General features: G+C 62.3%; 22 protein-coding genes. 9 read left to right on the top strand and 13 right to left on the bottom strand.

Annotation, left to right across the window (positions count from 1 at the left end; translation table 11 throughout):
* Positions 1-8: 8 nt before the first annotated feature.
* On the top strand, positions 9-641 hold the full coding sequence (locus AC5ZG1_RS17100; RefSeq protein ID WP_456642904.1) for a pyridoxamine 5'-phosphate oxidase family protein: 633 nt from the start codon (positions 9-11) through the stop codon (positions 639-641).
* A gap of 11 nt (positions 642-652) precedes the next feature.
* On the opposite strand, the gene AC5ZG1_RS17095 is transcribed toward AC5ZG1_RS17100, so the two are convergent.
* Both AC5ZG1_RS17095 and AC5ZG1_RS17090 read right to left on the bottom strand, forming a co-directional pair.
* Positions 653-1,381 carry a glutathione S-transferase family protein gene (locus AC5ZG1_RS17095; protein WP_456642903.1) on the bottom strand — a complete coding sequence of 243 codons (729 nt, stop codon included), beginning with the start codon at positions 1,379-1,381 and terminating at the stop codon, positions 653-655.
* Positions 1,382-1,417: 36 nt separating this feature from the next.
* Positions 1,418-1,690, bottom strand: coding sequence for a hypothetical protein (locus AC5ZG1_RS17090; RefSeq protein ID WP_456642902.1), 273 nt, complete (start codon positions 1,688-1,690; stop codon positions 1,418-1,420).
* 155 nt (positions 1,691-1,845) lie between these two features.
* Between AC5ZG1_RS17090 and AC5ZG1_RS17085 the strand changes: the two genes are divergently transcribed.
* Together AC5ZG1_RS17085 and AC5ZG1_RS17080 are read left to right on the top strand one after the other, a co-directional pair.
* Complete coding sequence (locus tag AC5ZG1_RS17085; protein ID WP_456642901.1) at positions 1,846-2,544, top strand: helix-turn-helix transcriptional regulator; 699 nt, start codon at positions 1,846-1,848, stop codon at positions 2,542-2,544.
* Entirely contained in the window at positions 2,544-2,864 is a 321-nt protein-coding gene (locus tag AC5ZG1_RS17080) for a YkgJ family cysteine cluster protein (RefSeq protein ID WP_456642900.1), read from the top strand. The genes AC5ZG1_RS17085 and AC5ZG1_RS17080 overlap by 1 nt, the downstream gene beginning before the upstream one ends.
* A gap of 148 nt (positions 2,865-3,012) precedes the next feature.
* Here AC5ZG1_RS17080 and AC5ZG1_RS17075 read toward each other — a convergent pair whose 3' ends face one another.
* The 4 genes from AC5ZG1_RS17075 to AC5ZG1_RS17060 all read right to left on the bottom strand — a co-directional run bounded on the left by AC5ZG1_RS17075 (position 3,013) and on the right by AC5ZG1_RS17060 (position 5,287).
* Entirely contained in the window at positions 3,013-3,411 is a 399-nt protein-coding gene (locus tag AC5ZG1_RS17075; RefSeq protein ID WP_456642899.1) for a hypothetical protein, read from the bottom strand.
* Positions 3,412-3,638: 227 nt separating this feature from the next.
* Positions 3,639-3,986 carry a DUF3307 domain-containing protein gene (locus AC5ZG1_RS17070; protein ID WP_051397039.1) on the bottom strand — a complete coding sequence of 116 codons (348 nt, stop codon included), beginning with the start codon at positions 3,984-3,986 and terminating at the stop codon, positions 3,639-3,641.
* Between the two features lie 221 nt (positions 3,987-4,207).
* The gene (locus AC5ZG1_RS17065; protein ID WP_496133556.1) at positions 4,208-4,528 is read right to left on the bottom strand and encodes a hypothetical protein; all 321 of its coding nucleotides are present in this window, start codon (positions 4,526-4,528) and stop codon (positions 4,208-4,210) included.
* Between the two features lie 21 nt (positions 4,529-4,549).
* Positions 4,550-5,287 carry a Crp/Fnr family transcriptional regulator gene (locus AC5ZG1_RS17060; protein WP_028166773.1) on the bottom strand — a complete coding sequence of 246 codons (738 nt, stop codon included), beginning with the start codon at positions 5,285-5,287 and terminating at the stop codon, positions 4,550-4,552.
* 216 nt (positions 5,288-5,503) lie between these two features.
* Between AC5ZG1_RS17060 and AC5ZG1_RS17055 the strand changes: the two genes are divergently transcribed.
* Positions 5,504-5,695, top strand: a complete 192-nt coding sequence (locus tag AC5ZG1_RS17055) for a hypothetical protein (RefSeq protein WP_456642897.1) — start codon at positions 5,504-5,506, stop codon at positions 5,693-5,695.
* Between the two features lie 63 nt (positions 5,696-5,758).
* Here the strand turns inward: AC5ZG1_RS17055 and AC5ZG1_RS17050 are convergent, their stop codons facing one another.
* The gene (locus AC5ZG1_RS17050; RefSeq protein ID WP_028166775.1) at positions 5,759-5,965 is read right to left on the bottom strand and encodes a hypothetical protein; all 207 of its coding nucleotides are present in this window, start codon (positions 5,963-5,965) and stop codon (positions 5,759-5,761) included.
* 229 nt (positions 5,966-6,194) lie between these two features.
* Between AC5ZG1_RS17050 and AC5ZG1_RS17045 the strand changes: the two genes are divergently transcribed.
* The 3 genes from AC5ZG1_RS17045 (at position 6,195) to AC5ZG1_RS17035 (ending at position 6,940) form a co-directional block, all read left to right on the top strand.
* Positions 6,195-6,404: a hypothetical protein gene (locus tag AC5ZG1_RS17045; RefSeq protein WP_028166776.1), complete on the top strand. Its 210-nt coding sequence runs from the start codon at positions 6,195-6,197 to the stop codon at positions 6,402-6,404.
* 16 nt (positions 6,405-6,420) lie between these two features.
* Complete coding sequence (locus AC5ZG1_RS17040) at positions 6,421-6,636, top strand: hypothetical protein (protein ID WP_028166777.1); 216 nt, start codon at positions 6,421-6,423, stop codon at positions 6,634-6,636.
* A 64-nt stretch (positions 6,637-6,700) separates the two neighbouring features.
* Positions 6,701-6,940 carry a hypothetical protein gene (locus tag AC5ZG1_RS17035; RefSeq protein ID WP_130226635.1) on the top strand — a complete coding sequence of 80 codons (240 nt, stop codon included), beginning with the start codon at positions 6,701-6,703 and terminating at the stop codon, positions 6,938-6,940.
* A 64-nt stretch (positions 6,941-7,004) separates the two neighbouring features.
* On the opposite strand, the gene AC5ZG1_RS17030 is transcribed toward AC5ZG1_RS17035, so the two are convergent.
* Both AC5ZG1_RS17030 and AC5ZG1_RS17025 read right to left on the bottom strand, forming a co-directional pair.
* On the bottom strand, positions 7,005-7,901 hold the full coding sequence (locus AC5ZG1_RS17030; protein WP_496133555.1) for a DUF6537 domain-containing protein: 897 nt from the start codon (positions 7,899-7,901) through the stop codon (positions 7,005-7,007).
* Positions 7,898-8,560: a Crp/Fnr family transcriptional regulator gene (locus tag AC5ZG1_RS17025; protein WP_496133554.1), complete on the bottom strand. Its 663-nt coding sequence runs from the start codon at positions 8,558-8,560 to the stop codon at positions 7,898-7,900. Before AC5ZG1_RS17025 ends, AC5ZG1_RS17030 begins: the two co-directional genes overlap by 4 nt.
* Positions 8,561-8,914: 354 nt before the next feature.
* On the opposite strand from AC5ZG1_RS17025, the gene AC5ZG1_RS17020 reads away from it, so the two are divergent.
* Positions 8,915-9,700 carry an enoyl-CoA hydratase/isomerase family protein gene (locus AC5ZG1_RS17020; protein WP_496133553.1) on the top strand — a complete coding sequence of 262 codons (786 nt, stop codon included), beginning with the start codon at positions 8,915-8,917 and terminating at the stop codon, positions 9,698-9,700.
* A gap of 217 nt (positions 9,701-9,917) precedes the next feature.
* Positions 9,918-10,322 carry a hypothetical protein gene (locus AC5ZG1_RS17015; RefSeq protein WP_496133552.1) on the top strand — a complete coding sequence of 135 codons (405 nt, stop codon included), beginning with the start codon at positions 9,918-9,920 and terminating at the stop codon, positions 10,320-10,322.
* A 38-nt stretch (positions 10,323-10,360) separates the two neighbouring features.
* Here the strand turns inward: AC5ZG1_RS17015 and AC5ZG1_RS17010 are convergent, their stop codons facing one another.
* From AC5ZG1_RS17010 to AC5ZG1_RS16995, 4 genes are all read right to left on the bottom strand, one after another.
* On the bottom strand, positions 10,361-11,074 hold the full coding sequence (locus AC5ZG1_RS17010; RefSeq protein WP_051397040.1) for a nitroreductase: 714 nt from the start codon (positions 11,072-11,074) through the stop codon (positions 10,361-10,363).
* A 2-nt stretch (positions 11,075-11,076) separates the two neighbouring features.
* Positions 11,077-12,321, bottom strand: a complete 1,245-nt coding sequence (locus AC5ZG1_RS17005; RefSeq protein WP_496133551.1) for an acyl-CoA dehydrogenase — start codon at positions 12,319-12,321, stop codon at positions 11,077-11,079.
* A 116-nt stretch (positions 12,322-12,437) separates the two neighbouring features.
* Positions 12,438-13,682 carry an acyl-CoA dehydrogenase gene (locus AC5ZG1_RS17000; RefSeq protein ID WP_496133550.1) on the bottom strand — a complete coding sequence of 415 codons (1,245 nt, stop codon included), beginning with the start codon at positions 13,680-13,682 and terminating at the stop codon, positions 12,438-12,440.
* Between the two features lie 125 nt (positions 13,683-13,807).
* Entirely contained in the window at positions 13,808-14,935 is a 1,128-nt protein-coding gene (locus AC5ZG1_RS16995) for an acyl-CoA dehydrogenase family protein (protein WP_456642891.1), read from the bottom strand.
* Positions 14,936-15,009: the final 74 nt, after the last annotated feature.

The raw sequence follows: 15,009 nt of genomic DNA, 5'->3' as shown, positions 1-15,009 counted from the left end.
AGGCTCGAATGTCAGACACTCAGGTCTATCCGAGCGACGTCGCCTTCACGCCGGCGGTGAAGGCGATCCAGGCGCGCAAAGGCTCGCGCGAGGCCTATGCTCAGGCCGAACGGCGCGGCTGGCGCACCGAGATCGACGAGAATTTGGCAGCCTTGCTGGCCAACACCAACAGCTTTTATTTCGCGACCGCGTCTGCCGGCGGCCAGCCCTATATCCAGCACCGCGGCGGACCGAAGGGATTCATCAAGATCCTGGACGCAAGCACCATCGCGTTCGCCGACTTCAGCGGCAACCGGCAGTACATCACCCAAGGCAATTTGTCGGAAAATCCGAAGGCGTATATTTTCGTGATGGATTACGCACATCGCAGACGCGTCAAGCTCTGGGGAGAAGCGCGCGTGGTCGACGACGACCCGGCGCTGACGCAATCGCTGATGCCCAAGGGTTACAGAGCGCGTCCCGAGCAGGTGATCCTGTTCAAGATATCGGCCTGGGACACCAACTGTCCGCAACACATCCCGCAGAAATTCGATGCCGCCGATGTCGCTGCGGTGCTGGCCGCACGCGACGCACGCATCGTCGAACTCGAGACGGAGCTGGCTGCATTGAAGCGCCAGCCGCAGCCTGTGACATCATCTTAGGCGAACTGATCTTAGGCCGCTTCGCGCACGGGCGACCAAGCGAACTCTGGATAATATTGCCCCATCATCCGGTCGACATAGTCGGTGAGATTGCTGAACTTCTCGGTCCGCGCGCGTAGCGGTGAATCGAAGAACGGGGTCAGGATTCCCGCAAGCGCCCCGAACGCGGTGGCATCCGTGCCGCACGGCGTATCGCCCATCAAATACGGCTTGTCGCCGAGCTGCACGGAAAGCGCGAACAGCGATCGGATGGCGAGGTCGATGTCGTCGTCGGGCGCATGGCGGCCAAGGCCAGACAGAAGATAATTCTCGGCGACACGAAATTGAGCATCCTCGCGTAGTTTCTCGCGCATGTGTTCCGGCGCGCCATCGAAGAAATGCGACGGCCCCTTGGCAAAATTAGTTTCATCGACCCAGCGTGCGCCGACCAGGGCCCAATAGACATGGTGCTCGATCATCCGTTCGAAGGCCCAGGCCTGCGCGCGCGCCTGCAAGCTCAAGGGCGCATCGAAGTCGAAGCCGTATTTGCCTTCGATATGCGCGCGGATGAAAGTGGAATCGGCGATGGTCTCCGCTTCGTCACGGATATAGGGCAACTGCCCCTTGGGCGAACTCGGCGGCATCGCCTTCTCCTTGCAATAGGCAAGCCCGGCCATTTTCAATTGGACCTCGGTCTTGGTCACGAACGGGCTGATTTCCGGCAAGCCGAACCCCGGACCGAAGCCATGGAGAATGATCATATGAAGCCTCCCAATTTCCAAAAAACGATGCCGAGCCTAGCGGCCCCCTGCTGCCACCATGGTGTCAGCAGGGGTAAAATGGGTCGCCAAACGAACCCGTTTCACGAGGCGGCGGCCCCGGAAAACCAGATGCTTTCCGATGGCCGTGAACAGGGCCGCGATCGAACGCAGGGCCAGTTCGATCAGCGCCCAACGGAGATCGGAGGAGACGGTGTGGATCGTGACGAGCTGTTCCAACGCAAAGGTTTGGGCTCGCCTGAACCTTTCAAGACGGCTATCGAGGCCACCCGCATCAAGACGATTCAGCATGGACAAATTCCCTTCAGTTGAGATGTTGTCCCGTTATAACCACCCCCTGCTGCCAACATCCTGTCAGCAGCGGCGAGGCCGACATCGGGAAAATCGACGGCCTGGAACTGACTAGCCAAGAGACCAGCCAAAGAGACCGACCAAAGAGAGCTGCCATGAGACGCGCCGACCGGCTGTTTCAGATCATCCAGGTGCTTCGGCGCACCCGCAAACCGCTGACCGCGGATGCGATCGCCGCCGAGCTCGAGACATCCAAGCGCACGATCTATCGCGACATCGCGACCCTGATCGAGCAGCGCGTGCCGATTCGCGGCGAAGCCGGCATGGGCTATATCCTGGAAAAGGGATTTGACCTGCCGCCCTTGATGCTGACACCCGACGAGATCGAGGCCTGCGTGCTCGGCGCGAGCTGGGTCACGGGCCACGCCGATCCGGCGCTGGCGCGCGCCGCGCAGGATTTGATGGCCAAGATCGCCGATACGGTGCCGGAACGGTTGCGGCCGTTCGTACTCGAACCCGCAAGCCGCGCCCGCTGGGCGCGGAACCAGGAACCCGACCGCATCGACATGGTGCGGACACGCTCGCAGATCCACGACGGCAAGAAGATCACGCTCAATTATCGCGACGAACATGGCCGCGATACCGAACGCACGATCTGGCCGATCGCGGTCGGCTATCATGAAGCGGTGCGCATCCTGGCGGCATGGTGCGAGCTGAGGAAGGATTTCCGCAGTTTCCGCACCGACCGCGTGCAGGGCGCGGTCTATCATGACGAGAAATACCCTGAAAGGCGCGACCTGTTGCGAGCGCGCTGGCGCCGCAGCCTGGTCTGGGAAGCGCCGAAGGACATCTGATGGCGATCGAAAATGCGACCGAGAATCCCTGCCAGGGTTGCGGCGCGTGCTGCTTCTACTCGGAGAACTGGCCCCGCTTCACCACCGAGGACGACGCGGAGCTCGACCTGATCCCGCAGCAATACGTCAATGCAAGGCAATCCGGCATGCGCTGCGACGGCGACCGCTGCTCGGCGCTGTCGGGCAAGATCGGCGTGGCCACGAGCTGCGCGATCTATGCGATACGGCCCGAGGTCTGCCGCACCTGCATGCCCGGCGATGCCGAATGCGCGATGGCGCGACGCCGGCACGGACTTCCGGTGTTGGCAGTTGAATCGTAGCCCGGATGGGGCAGGAGTCCCTCACGGTGAGGAGCGCGTCTTCGCGCGTCTCGAACCATGAGGCCTCGATCTCGCCCGCGGCCCATCCCTCGAGACGCCGCTTTGCGGCTCCCCGGGATGAGGGAGAGTTCGTGGTCCCGTATAGGGCCTAGGCAGTCACACTCTGCGCAACCTCTTCCTCGTCGAGATCGTCGACGATCGGCGCGAAGGTCGCGAGCGGCTTGGTCGACAGCGTGATCGGCTTGCGGCCGCCATGCGAGGGCGCTGCCGAGCGGGCCGGCTGGCGGGACAGTTTATAAAGGTTGTTGCCGACGTGGCCGCCGAAATAAGCGAGCTCGCGTTCGCTGCAGCTTGCGGCGATCGCCACTGCCAGCGAATGCAGATGATGGCGGCGATAGCAGAACAGCGCCAGCATGGCCCGGACATCGGACGAGACGCTTTCGACGAGGGCCTGGAGGCCGGCAGGATTGGCGCGGTACATCTGTCCGAGCAGCTCCTCGCGGACCGGGCAAACGTCGTTCTCGAAGGCGTTGCGGCTTGAAAACATTGCAGTTCTCCCTGGTCCGGAAGATGCCGTGCAATTCTCTAACGAAGGGTTAACCACGGGTGCCAGTAGTCATCCGGGGCGATTGCGATTTTTGAGCGACTCAGAAACGCGCCTGTCATTCCGGGGCGATGCGAAGCATCGAGCCCGGAATCCATTTCTCGGCCTGCGCGTGCGGCGTAGTGGATTCTCGCGCAGAGCCCGCCCCGGAATGACGGAGAGAATTGGGCTCAGTTCGCGGCCATAAAGATCGCAAGGCCGAAGCCGGTCAGGTGATGCAGCGCCTGATCGACGCCGATCAGTGACCAGAACCAGGGGTGCTCGGTCGTGACGCCGAAGGTCGAGGTGGTGATTCCCTTGGCGCGATCCACCGCGAGGTGGATGAAGAAATCGATGAAGGCGACGAACCAGAATCTCGGCGCGATCACCAGGATCACGAGCAGCGAGGTCGCGAGGTGCACGAGACAATGCGCAAACAAGGGCAGCGCCCAGCCGGTCTTCTGATCCTTGCCGATCGCCATCCAGGAAGTCTGCAGAAAGAAGTCCGCCACGATGTGCTTGGCGGTCAGCAGCAGCATCCATCCTACCAGTGCAGCAACCGGGACCGACGACGACATGGATGGAAACGACAAAGCTGACGCCCTTCGCTGCGACTGATGGAAAATGATGGAGAGAAACCGGACCTGGGCGTCAGCGCAACTTTTTCTTAAACCCGCAATATTCAAAACTTGCGGCCATTTATGGCATCTCCCGCGCCCGAATGCACCTCTCGGTCCTCCGAAATTCATATGGTGTGGCCCTACGGCGATAGTGCTGCGGCATCGTCGCGCAGGCCATAAAGGTTAACAGTCGACGGCGATCCGTAGTCGGGACAAAGCCGGACATCGTTCAGCCGCGCGGCATCGCCCGCCCAATACGATCGCAACCTCCTGAACGCGAAGGAGTTACGTTGGAGAAAAAAATACAGCAAAATCAAGTAGATATATGTTCGCAAACAGAGCAGGTGAAACGGGCATTTCAAGAAGATTGCGAACCGCGCCTTGCGTCGCGGCGCGACGATCGGCTGCCGGGCCAGAGCGTCACCGCTCCCGCTCCAGGCGTCGGCAATACCAAGCGTCAAGCGATCACCGACCGGGCGGCATCACTCGGTGGCATCGAGCTGACGGCCTTCGCGCTCCATATGCAGATAGTTGGCGTTGAACAGGCCGGCATTCATCAGGCGCCGAAGATCCGGCACGACAAGCGTCCTGCCTTTCAATACGATCAGATTCGCCGAACGCAATTCCTGCAGGGTGCGGTTGACATGCACCTTGGACAGCCCGCTGGCGTCGGCGAGATCGGCCTGCGTCAGGGGGAAGTCGCAACCGTCGCCGTTGGTGAGACCGGCAAGGCGTAGGCGGAAGAAGAGCTCGCACAAAAGATGCGCCATGCGCTCCAGCGCCGTGCGCTGACCCAGGTTCAACGTCCATTCGCGCTGGATCGCGGCATCAACCAGGCTTTCCCACCAGAGCGCCGTCACGATGCGCGGATATCCGACGCTGATCTCCTCGAAGAAATCGCGCGACAGGTCGGCGATGGTGCAGTCCGTGATCGAGCCGATCGAATGGTCCATCTCGCGCAGGATGAAGACGTTGAGATCGCAGCTATCGCCCGGCAGGAAAAAGGACACCACCTGCCGTCGCCCATCCTCCAACTGCTTGTAGCGGCATGCCCAGCCGGCAACGACCAATTGCACGTCCTTGGGCCTCTCGCCCTCGCGCACGATATCGACCCTGGGACCGAACTTGCGCAGCCGTTCCGATGCCGCGCGGGTGAGGTACGCGCGATCGGCCGACGACAGCCGCACAAACTGCTCAAGCTTACGAACGAGTGGACTCAAAGGAACAGTCTCCCCGCTAATAAGTCGAGTAAAGGATAGGACCGTTTTCAATAACCTATGTTATTCCCCCTCAAGTAGCTAATTATATATTATACTCTATCAGGTTGCAGATAGTGACGCCTAAAATGCGAGTTTCTTCAACGACCCCAGCACATGTTAATGCGCGAGCGGAACCCTGTCTGTGACAATCGCTGTTGGTGCAGTCGGGGAAATGTGATGCAGGAATACCGGGCCTATCTGTTGGGAAGCGACGGCCACATTCGGAAGCAAATGGAGCTGGAAAGCGAGACCGACGACGAGGCTGTCGCCAGGGCACGCCAGCACTTCAATGGCGGGACGGTCGAGGTCTGGCAGGGGGTGCGCATCGTCGCCAAACTTGACGATGGCTCCCGAGATGGCTCCGGATAAGTGAACCCCTTCGTGTCAGGCCGTCGCCACGCGCAGCCCCGCAAGAAAGCCACGCGCGTCCTTCTATCCCGTCGGCGCGTCGCCGCTATCGTCGGGGCCCATGCCCGACCCCGGCGTCTTGTTGTCGTCGGTGAGCTTGGGATCGCGGGTCGCCTCCTTCGAAACCGAATGCTTCGGATCCGTCTTGTGAACGGTCTGAGCCCGACGCTTGTCGGCAGGCTGCTCCTCGCCCTTGTTGTCCCTGACGATACCCTGATCCGAACGCGTCATCGGCTGCTTCCCTGATATCTCGACGGCCCCGACGATCTCTTTCGCCGGGGCCTGTCATCGGAGTGCTTCCGCCATCCTCCGGGGACGGATAGCGGAAGCAACAGGCTTACGCTCGACTGCTGCAAACGTTCCAGTCGCCGGAGATTTGCATCTTTGGTTTGATCGGCTTTCATAGGTTAAGGACGCTGTCCAGGCGTCAGACTAGCTTCGCTTCCAGATCGGAGGCGGCATGAAGAAGAAGCGAAACAGATCGCGGCCGACCGAGCCATTCGAGGTCCGTTTAGAGAAATTCGCCCGCGATGCCCGCGCCGCTGCGCGCCGGTTGCCGCTTGGCCGCGAGCGCGATGCGTTAATGAAGAAAGCCCGGCAGACCGAGAATGTACTCGATGTCAGCGCCATGCTGAGCGTCCGCCATGTCGATGCGACCAATGAGAGATGAGATCAGGGAGGGGCAAATGATCGAGAGCAAATTTGATTCGAAGACCTTGGCAATCATGAACGCCGCCTTGGATCGGATATGTGAGCAAACGCAGCATGGCGAACGGCACTCGGTTCGCAAGAGAATCGCGAGACGAATCATCAGATCCGCCGAGGGCGGCAAGACCACGCTGACGGAACTGATCGCCGCGGGCAAGCGGTCGCTCAGCAATCTGGCTCCCGCCGCGAAATAACGGCTTTCGCAGGAACACAACCCGCCTGCCGGCTCTTGTTACCCAAACAGGAAAGGCAGCAGCCATGCGAGTGGCGATCATCCTTGCCTTGCTCGCGATTCTGGCGGCCGTTGGCGTCTTCGCCTATGAGGGACTCACAATGCCGGGTGCCGCGATGCCCGGCCAAGGCTATGCAGCCATGGCAATCGGCATCGTGTTCTCTGTTGTCATCGGCGTCGGCCTGATGGCACTCCTGTTCTACTCGAGCCGCCGCGGCTATGACGAACCGCCGAAACTGTCCTCGCGCGAGGACGGCCCGCGATAAAGCATGATCCGGAAAAGTGGGCACCGGTTTTCCGAAAGAGATCATGCTCAGATAAATCGAACGATCACCCGGCTGCTGCGCTGGCTTCGGCAGGCAGACGGGCCCGGATCTCCGCGATCTTGCGCTTCAGCGCCGCCTGCCGCGGATCGGGCATCGCTGCCGCGCGTGCCTCCGCAATGGCCCCGGCGAGATCAGGCAAGGCGAGCACGCCATCGAAGGTCGGCTTGGCGAGGTCGTCGATGATCGTGTGCCAGTCGGCGAGCCCGTGGCGGTAGCTCGCGCCATAGCCTTCGATCATCGTCGCCGTCCGGATGACAGCGAGGGCTGCCGCGGGCTGTTTGGCCAGGCTGCGGTTGATCATATGCAGCCAGCGCTCCACCCAGACCCGCTCCTTGGCGTAGCGAATCGAGAACAGGCGCCAGCGCTTCAGGCCGGCCTCAAGCTTCAGGCGGCGGATGCTGAAGCGGTTCTTGGTGGAGAAGCGGACTTTGACCGTCCTTCGTGCCCAGCCCAGCCGCTCCAGGATATCGAGCACCGGCTCGGCGATCGCCGCGGGCAGAGCATCAACCAGTTCGTCGAACCGGAATCTCCTGATATCCACCGATCCGGCCAGCGCACCCTTGTCGCCGAGCTCGAGCAGTTTCAATTGCGCGATCCGGATCGGATCCTCATAGGCCATGCGCTGCATCATCAACTGCGCGATCTCGGCAAGCATCGCTTCGTCGACGTCGCGCCTGCCGACGAAGCGCCGCAAGCGGTCGACATAGAGCTGCGCATAGCCGGCGCTCTGATAGTCGATCAGCAGGTGGATGGCATCGCTCGCGACGGCTGCGACGCTCTCCGGCAATCCCTCGGGGAGCACTGGCTGGGTGTCGTCATCGTCGCCGAGGAAATCGGCGAACAGATAACGCAACGAGGACAGGATGCCATCGTCCGCCACGGTTGCACTCTCGCTCGTCATGCCGGCTTCGGCTCTACCGCCGCCACCTGCTGGGCCAGCCGCTGCTCCAGCGTATCGATATTCTGGAACAGCCGCGCGCTGGCAAGCCTGAGGAAGTAGAAGCCGAAGGCCGGGTTCTGCACATAGAGCTGCTCGACCTGGTCGTAGCTCACCGAAAGGATGACGGCGCCCTGGACGCATTCCAGCGTCTGCGTGCGGACGTTGGACGGCGACAGCATGCCAAGCTCGCCGACAATGGCGCCGACCGGCAGCTCGATGCCGGACTCGACCAGGCGGAAGCGGCCGCTGACGATGTAGAACATGCTGTCGGCCTTCTCGTCCTTGTAGAACAGGACTTCGCCGGCGCTGCATTTGCGCTCGGTCATGAACGGCTTCAGCCATTCCATCGAGAGATCGCTGTTGACGGACTTCCTGACGTCGCGGACGAGCTGCAGCATCTGGTGCAGGCGATAGGTATTGACCAGCAGCATGACCACCTGGACCAGAATGACCAGATAATTATGGATCGGAATGGCTGTGATGATCAGGACAATGTTTGCGAGAATGCCGAAAACGCGCAAGGGAATCATTGTCCGCATCGTGGTGGTCGCGATCACGAAGATCGACGCGAACAACGTGCCGGCAGTCCCTGCGTGCTGAACAAGATGTGAGGTATCCATAGGAAACCAACCAATTTCTAAGCAGTGAATGTCGCCGCGATTTCTTAAATCCGGGGCCGCCCCGCACGGCAGCCTCTCCCTGATATACGGGAAATGTCGCTCTTTTGTTCGCGAATCTCACGACTTTGTCAGGCAAATCAGGCGCCGGCCAGGGCGGCCTGGCATGCCCAGACGGGTGAGACCGAGGCGGAATGCAGCCATTTGCCAGTCGTCGTTGACGGGCTGGGCAAGGAAAGGCACCTTCCGGCAACCGGTGTGGATTACCACGTCCGCGAAGCAGCCAACAGGCCCGGCCTTGCCGAGACGACCGACGCCAAACCGGCGCGAGCTGGAGAACCAACAATGGAGCAAACCATGTCTGACGCGGCCGAGACCGCAACCCCGCCGCAGCTCGAGATTTCGGGCCCTCGCGCCACCATCCGCCTCAACCGTCCCAAGCACATGAACCGGCTGCAGGCGGAAGATCTGGTCGAGCTGGTGCGACTGTTCGACCGCGTCGAGGCCGATCCCGCCGTCCGCGTGCTGGTGCTGACCGGCACCGGCCGGGCCTTTTCCGCCGGCTACGATCTCAATTCGGTGGCGGCCCGCGCCGGTGCTGGCAGCGACGAGCCGAGCTCCGGTTCCGCGTTCGAGGGCGTGGCCAACCGGCTCGAAGATCTGCGGGTGCCCACGATCTGCCGGCTCAACGGCGGCGTCTATGGCGGCTCGACCGATCTGGCGCTTGCCTGCGACTTCCGCATCGGCGTCGACACCGCGGAGATGTTCATGCCGGCCGCAAAGCTCGGCCTGCACTATTACCCGAGCGGTATCAGGCGTTATGTGTCGCGGCTCGGCGTCAACAATGCCAAGATGCTGTTTCTGACCGGACAGAAGATCAACGCGGTGGAGATGCTGCGGATCGGCTATCTCACCGCCATGGTGCCCGAGGGCGAACTGGACCAGGAGGTCGACCGGCTCGCGAGCCTGCTCGCCGCCAACGCGCCTCGCGCGATGGCCGGCATGAAGCGCGCTATCAATGAATTCGCTCACGGCGAGTTCGACAAGGAAGCCGCCGACACCCGTCATCGCGAGAGCCTGCGCGGGACCGAGATCAAGGAAGGCATCAAGGCGCGCGCGGAGAAACGGCCGGCGAAGTTCTGACCGTGGGCGCGCTGCTGCCGGCAAACGTCAATGGCACGGATTGCGCAACCAGCCGGTCGAGGTCGGCGACTGGGGCGGCCGCACTTGGGTCCGCTGCTCTTGGATCCGCTGCGCAGCTCTTTCACCGGATTCGCCCGGAGAAGGAGGTTAACTAAGTTTTAGCGCTAATCATGTCGATGATCCGGCTGGGGCACTCACCGACCGAGAAGGTTCCTCCATGCTCAGAAACGGTACCTATGCGGCGTGGTTCAAGACCCCGCTAGGCCAAGGCACCGGCATTGCGCACGTCGAAGACGGCAATATCTGGGGTCATGACAGCATCACGACCTATAACGGCTCCTGCGAAATCGACGGGGACCGCTTCACCGCCATCCTATCGATCAGAAGGCACACCGAAGGACATGCAACCGTCTTCGGCGCCGATGACCTTACGCTTCGGCTTGAAGGAACGTGCGCCGACAGATTGGGTCGTTACACAGCGACCGCGGAGCAGGTGCCGGGAGTAATCCTTGAAGGGACCCTGATTCTCAGCGAACCACAGCTGCCTGCACCGGAGCCGATCGGGCCGACACCAAAATTCGACCCTGACAAGCTACCGAAACCACCGACGCGCACCCGCTGATCGATCGCGGGTTAAACGAGCCACGTCGAGATCACGGACTACTCATCCAGGAACGTCACGGCATCCGCGACGGTCGCCCTTGATGTCCGATAGCTGTTCACCTTGTGGCTGTGATCGGCGTAACCGAAGGAGATGCCGCAGACGACGCGCCGGTCGTCGGGCAGGTTGAAGTGACGACGGATCAAGCCGGAATGGCGCGCCAACGCCGCCTGCGGGATGGTGCCGAGCCCGAGCGCCTGGGCCGCCAGCATGAAATTAGAGACATAGGCGCCGCAATCGATTGCGCCGTAAATGCCGAGCGGCTCGTTCGTGTGGATAACAGCGACATGCGGCGCGCCGAAGAAATTGTAGTTCTCCAGCGCCTGTTTCGCATACGCCGCCTTGTCGCCGCGCGCGATGCCCAGCGTGTTGTAGAGCTGGAAGCCGCTTTCGCGGCGGCGCTCGAGATAGACCCCGACATATTCACGCGGCGGCGTGAAGTCATGGTCGTCCTTGGCACCGGATGCCGCCTCGGCATAGATCGATTTGCGGAACCGTTCCTTGGCCTCGCCGCTCGCGATCAGGACCTGCCAGGGCTGGCTGTTGCACCAGGACGCGGTACGCTGCGCCACGTTGAGCACATGCTCGATGATCTCCCGCGGCACTTCGCGCGGCAGGAAGGCCCGCACGGAGTAGCGCTCGTTGAGGAGCTCTTCGAGCACGCCGATGCGATCTTCCGTCGTGTAACGCGGGCTTGGCGTTTTCGCATCCATGGTCAGCGTCCTTTGGTTGGGATCTTGTTGAACGGCACGTCCTTGTCGACGCGGATATCACCGGGCAGACCGAGCACGCGTTCGGCGATGATGTTGCGCAAAATTTCATCGGTGCCGCCGGCGATCCGCATCGATGGCGAGGTGAGCAGCATCTGCTGGAACTGGCCGCTTGCCACTTCCTCCGAAGCGCCCGTGAGCGCGCCGGCGGCGCCTTCCAGGTCCATCGCGTAAGTCGCGATGTCCTGCAGCATGGTGCCCGCGACGAGCTTGCCGATCGAGTTCTCCGGTCCCGGCCGCTCGCCCTTGGAGAGCGAAGAGATCGCGCGGTAGCTGGTGTATTTCAGTCCGCTTGCCTTCACGGCCCAGCTCGCGAGCCTCGAGCGCACGGCGGGATCGTCGATCGCGAGCCCGTCCTCCGTCATCAAATTCGAGCAGAACTCGAACATTTCCGGAAAGCCGGTCGCAAGCCGCGCGCCGATCGACATACGCTCGTTCATCAAGGTGGTCAGCGAGACGTTCCAGCCGTCGCCGACCGCGCCGAGCCGCTGGCTGTCCGGGATCACGACGTCGGTGAAATAGACCTCGTTGAACTCCTGCATGCTATTGGCCTGCTTGATCGGGCGGACTTCGACGCCTTTGCTCTTCATGTCCAGGAAGAACATGGTGAGGCCCTTGTGCTTTGGCACGTTGGGATCGGTGCGCGTGATCAAAAGCCCGTAATCGGAATAGTGCGCGCCCGAGGTCCAGATCTTCTGGCCGTTGATGATCCAGTTGTCGCCCTGCTTTTCCGCGCGCGTGCGCAGCCCTGCGACGTCAGAGCCGCCGGCCGGCTCGGAGAAGAGCTGGCACCAGATCTCTTCGCCCGAAGCGAGCTTCGGCAGATAGCGGCGCTTATGCTCCTCGCTGCCATAGGCCATCACGGTTGGGCCGCACATGCCCTCGCCGATCTGGAACGGCTGGGTCAATTTGCCGTAGATGCCCTCTTCCTGCTGCCAGATCACCTTCTCGATCGGCGAAGCACCGCGGCCGCCATATTCCTTCGGCCAGTGCAGGCAGGCCCAGCCGGCCTCTGCCTTCTTCTTCTGCCAGGCCTTGCCGACGTCGACGATCTCGGCCTTCTCCAGCCGGATACGGCCGAGCGACGACCTTGACAGCTCCGCCTCATACTCCTTGGGCGCGTTGGCCTCGACCCATTTGCGCGCCTCGGCGCGGAAGGCGGCTTCCTCCGGGGTATCGTCGAAGTTCATTGGCGCTTCCTTTTTGTTCGTCATTCCGGGGCGCGCGAAGCGCGAACCCGGAATCTCGATCCACAATCTCCGATTCCGGGTTCGCCGCTGCGCGGCGCCCCGGAATGACGCGCGGTCTACGCGCGGCCTTTGGTCGGTATCTGGTTGAACGGCACGTCCTTGTCGACCCTGATATCACCTGGCAATCCCAGTACCCGTTCGGCGATGATGTTGCGCATGATCTCGTCGGTGCCGCCCTCGACGCGGGTGCCGGGCGCGCGCAGCAGCATCGCCTGGAACTTGCCGGCGAGTTCCGCATCCGTCCCGCTCAGCACGCCGGCGGCGCCCTGCAGGTCGAGCGCGTACATCGCGACTTCCTGGATCATCGATCCCGCCACCAATTTACCGATGGAATTCTCCGGGCCCGGCCGCTCGCCCTTCGACAGGGCCGAGATCGCGCGCATGCTGGTGTATTTCAACCCGCTCGCCTTTACCGCATAGTTTGCAAGCCTTGAACGAACACTGCGATCTTCGATCGCGGGGCCGTCCTCCAGCATCAAGCTGTTGCAGAACTCGAACAGTTCCGGGAAACCGGTCGAGACGCCGGCGCCGATCGACATGCGCTCATTCATCAGCGTGGTCAGCGAGACATTCCAGCCGTCATTGACTTCGCCGAGCCGCTGATGATCGGGAATCCTGACATCGGCGAAATAGACCTCGTTGAAGTCGGACTGTCCGCTCGCCTGCTTGATCGGCCTGACATCGACGCCCGGGCTCTTCATGTCCAGGAAGAACATCGTCAGGCCCTTGTGCTTGGGCACGGTCGGATCGGTGCGGGTCAGCAGGATGCCGTAGTCGGAATAATGCGCGCCCGACGTCCAGATCTTCTGGCCGTTGATGATCCACTCGTCGCCCTTCTTCTCCGCACGGGTACGAAGCCCCGCGACGTCGGACCCGCCTGCGGGCTCGGAGAAGAGCTGGCACCAGATCTTTTCGCCCGCGGCCAGCGGCGGCAGATAGTGGCGCTTATGCTCCTCGCGGGCGAACGCCATCATGGTCGGGCCGCACATGCCGTGGCCGATGATGAACATCGCGCTGAGCCTGCCGAACGGACCCTCCTCCTGCTGCCAGATCACGCGCTCGATCGGCGAGGCGCCACGGCCGCCATATTCCTTCGGCCAGTGCAGACAGGCCCAGCCGGCATCCGCCTTCTTCTTCTGCCAGGCCTTTGCGACCTCGAGGATGTTGGCATTCTTGAGCTGGACGCGGCCGAGCGAGGATTTGCGCAGCTCTTCCTCATATTGCTTCGGCGCGTTCGCCGCGATCCAGGCTCTCGCCTCGGCGCGGAACGCGGCTTCCTGCGGGGTGTCGTCGAAATTCATGTTCTAAAATCCTCGGCCGTGTTTCGTGGCGTCGTAGGATGGGTAGAGCGCAGCGAAACCCATCATTTGCCGCCACTGGTTTGATGGGTTTCGCTTCGCTCTACCCATCCTACGGTCATTACGACTTACGCCGCGTTCTTCTTGCGCATGCGGTCGATCAGGGCGTCCTCCCAATAAGAGAGGCTGCCAAGGCCGAGCGCGGTGGCATTGGCGCGGCGGTAGTACATGTGGCAGTCGAACTCCCAGGTGAAACCCATGCCGCCATGGACCTGGATGTTGTTCTTGGCGCAGTGCTGGAACGCCTGCGTCGCGCTGATCCGCGCCGCGGCGGCCGCTTCCGGCAACTCCGCGGCGTTAGTCGAGAGCGCCCAGGCGCCGTAGTAGCAATTGGAACGCGCCAGCGTCGCCGAGACATACATGTCGGCCAGGATGTGCTTCACCGCCTGGAACGAGCCGATCGGGCGGCCGAAGGCGATGCGGTCGAGCGCGTAGTCACGCCCCATCTCCAGCGCGCGGTCGGCGCCGCCGACCTGCTCGAAGGCCAGCAGCACCGCGGCGCGGTCGAGCACTTGCGTGATGATGCCCCAGCCTTCGCCGGTGGCGCCGAGCGGCTCGGCCTTGGCGTTGGTGAAAGTGAGCTCCGCCTGGCCGCGGGTCGGATCGAGATTGGTCAATTCCTTGACCTCGACGCCGCTCCCCTTGAGATCGACGAGGAACAGCGAGATATCGGCATCACGTCCGGTCGAGCCGGTGCGCGCGGCCACCACGGCGAAATCGGCGATGGCGCCGTCCGGCACCGGCTTCTTGGTGCCGTTGAGCGCTGCGCCCGCCGCAGTGAGCTTGATCGCCTTCGGCGACGGATTGCCCTTGCCCTCGAACAGCGCCAGCGTGCCGATGGCTTCGCCTGCGGCGATCTTCGGCAGCCATTTCTGCTTCTGCGCATCGCTGCCGGCGAGCATCAAGGCTTCGGCCGCCAGATACACGGTCGAAGAGAACGGCACCGGCGCCAGCGCCCGGCCCATCTCCTCCGCGATCACGCAGAGCTCAAGATGGCCCGCGCCAGCGCCGCCGAACTGTTCGGGGATCGCGACGCCGAGGAAACCCATCTCGGCGAGGCCCTTCCAGAGCTCCTTGTCGTAGGCTGCCTTGCCGTCGAGCACCGTGCGCACCGCTTTCGGCGGGCATTGCTCGCTAAGGAATTTCCGCGCCTCGTCGCGCATCTGCTTCTGTTCGTCGGAGAAATCGAAATTCATGGCGTTTCACTCGGGTTGATGATGCGTAGCCAAGGAACTGTCATTCCGGGGCGCGCGAAGCGCGAACCCGGAAT

It is taken from the genome of Bradyrhizobium sp. Leo78, from assembly GCF_059512425.1.
This window is presented reverse-complemented; position numbering and strand designations above follow the sequence as displayed.

Excerpts from the sequence above, each read along its gene's own strand:
- AC5ZG1_RS17005 (WP_496133551.1), bottom strand. The coding sequence starts at position 12,321 with ATGAACTTCGACGATACCCCGGAGGAAGCCGCCTTCCGCGCCGAGGCG.
- AC5ZG1_RS17055 (WP_456642897.1), top strand. The coding sequence starts at position 5,504 with ATGCAGGAATACCGGGCCTATCTGTTGGGAAGCGACGGCCACATTCGG.
- AC5ZG1_RS17045 (WP_028166776.1), top strand. The coding sequence starts at position 6,195 with ATGAAGAAGAAGCGAAACAGATCGCGGCCGACCGAGCCATTCGAGGTC.
- AC5ZG1_RS17090 (WP_456642902.1), bottom strand. The coding sequence starts at position 1,690 with ATGCTGAATCGTCTTGATGCGGGTGGCCTCGATAGCCGTCTTGAAAGG.
- AC5ZG1_RS17080 (WP_456642900.1), top strand. The coding sequence starts at position 2,544 with ATGGCGATCGAAAATGCGACCGAGAATCCCTGCCAGGGTTGCGGCGCG.
- AC5ZG1_RS17000 (WP_496133550.1), bottom strand. The coding sequence starts at position 13,682 with ATGAATTTCGACGACACCCCGCAGGAAGCCGCGTTCCGCGCCGAGGCG.
- AC5ZG1_RS16995 (WP_456642891.1), bottom strand. The coding sequence starts at position 14,935 with ATGAATTTCGATTTCTCCGACGAACAGAAGCAGATGCGCGACGAGGCG.
- AC5ZG1_RS17010 (WP_051397040.1), bottom strand. The coding sequence starts at position 11,074 with ATGGATGCGAAAACGCCAAGCCCGCGTTACACGACGGAAGATCGCATC.
- AC5ZG1_RS17025 (WP_496133554.1), bottom strand. The coding sequence starts at position 8,560 with ATGGATACCTCACATCTTGTTCAGCACGCAGGGACTGCCGGCACGTTG.
- AC5ZG1_RS17075 (WP_456642899.1), bottom strand. The coding sequence starts at position 3,411 with ATGTTTTCAAGCCGCAACGCCTTCGAGAACGACGTTTGCCCGGTCCGC.
- AC5ZG1_RS17015 (WP_496133552.1), top strand. The coding sequence starts at position 9,918 with ATGCTCAGAAACGGTACCTATGCGGCGTGGTTCAAGACCCCGCTAGGC.
- AC5ZG1_RS17040 (WP_028166777.1), top strand. The coding sequence starts at position 6,421 with ATGATCGAGAGCAAATTTGATTCGAAGACCTTGGCAATCATGAACGCC.
- AC5ZG1_RS17030 (WP_496133555.1), bottom strand. The coding sequence starts at position 7,901 with ATGACGAGCGAGAGTGCAACCGTGGCGGACGATGGCATCCTGTCCTCG.
- AC5ZG1_RS17050 (WP_028166775.1), bottom strand. The coding sequence starts at position 5,965 with ATGACGCGTTCGGATCAGGGTATCGTCAGGGACAACAAGGGCGAGGAG.
- AC5ZG1_RS17095 (WP_456642903.1), bottom strand. The coding sequence starts at position 1,381 with ATGATCATTCTCCATGGCTTCGGTCCGGGGTTCGGCTTGCCGGAAATC.
- AC5ZG1_RS17100 (WP_456642904.1), top strand. The coding sequence starts at position 9 with ATGTCAGACACTCAGGTCTATCCGAGCGACGTCGCCTTCACGCCGGCG.
- AC5ZG1_RS17070 (WP_051397039.1), bottom strand. The coding sequence starts at position 3,986 with ATGCTGCTGCTGACCGCCAAGCACATCGTGGCGGACTTCTTTCTGCAG.
- AC5ZG1_RS17035 (WP_130226635.1), top strand. The coding sequence starts at position 6,701 with ATGCGAGTGGCGATCATCCTTGCCTTGCTCGCGATTCTGGCGGCCGTT.
- AC5ZG1_RS17020 (WP_496133553.1), top strand. The coding sequence starts at position 8,915 with ATGTCTGACGCGGCCGAGACCGCAACCCCGCCGCAGCTCGAGATTTCG.
- AC5ZG1_RS17085 (WP_456642901.1), top strand. The coding sequence starts at position 1,846 with ATGAGACGCGCCGACCGGCTGTTTCAGATCATCCAGGTGCTTCGGCGC.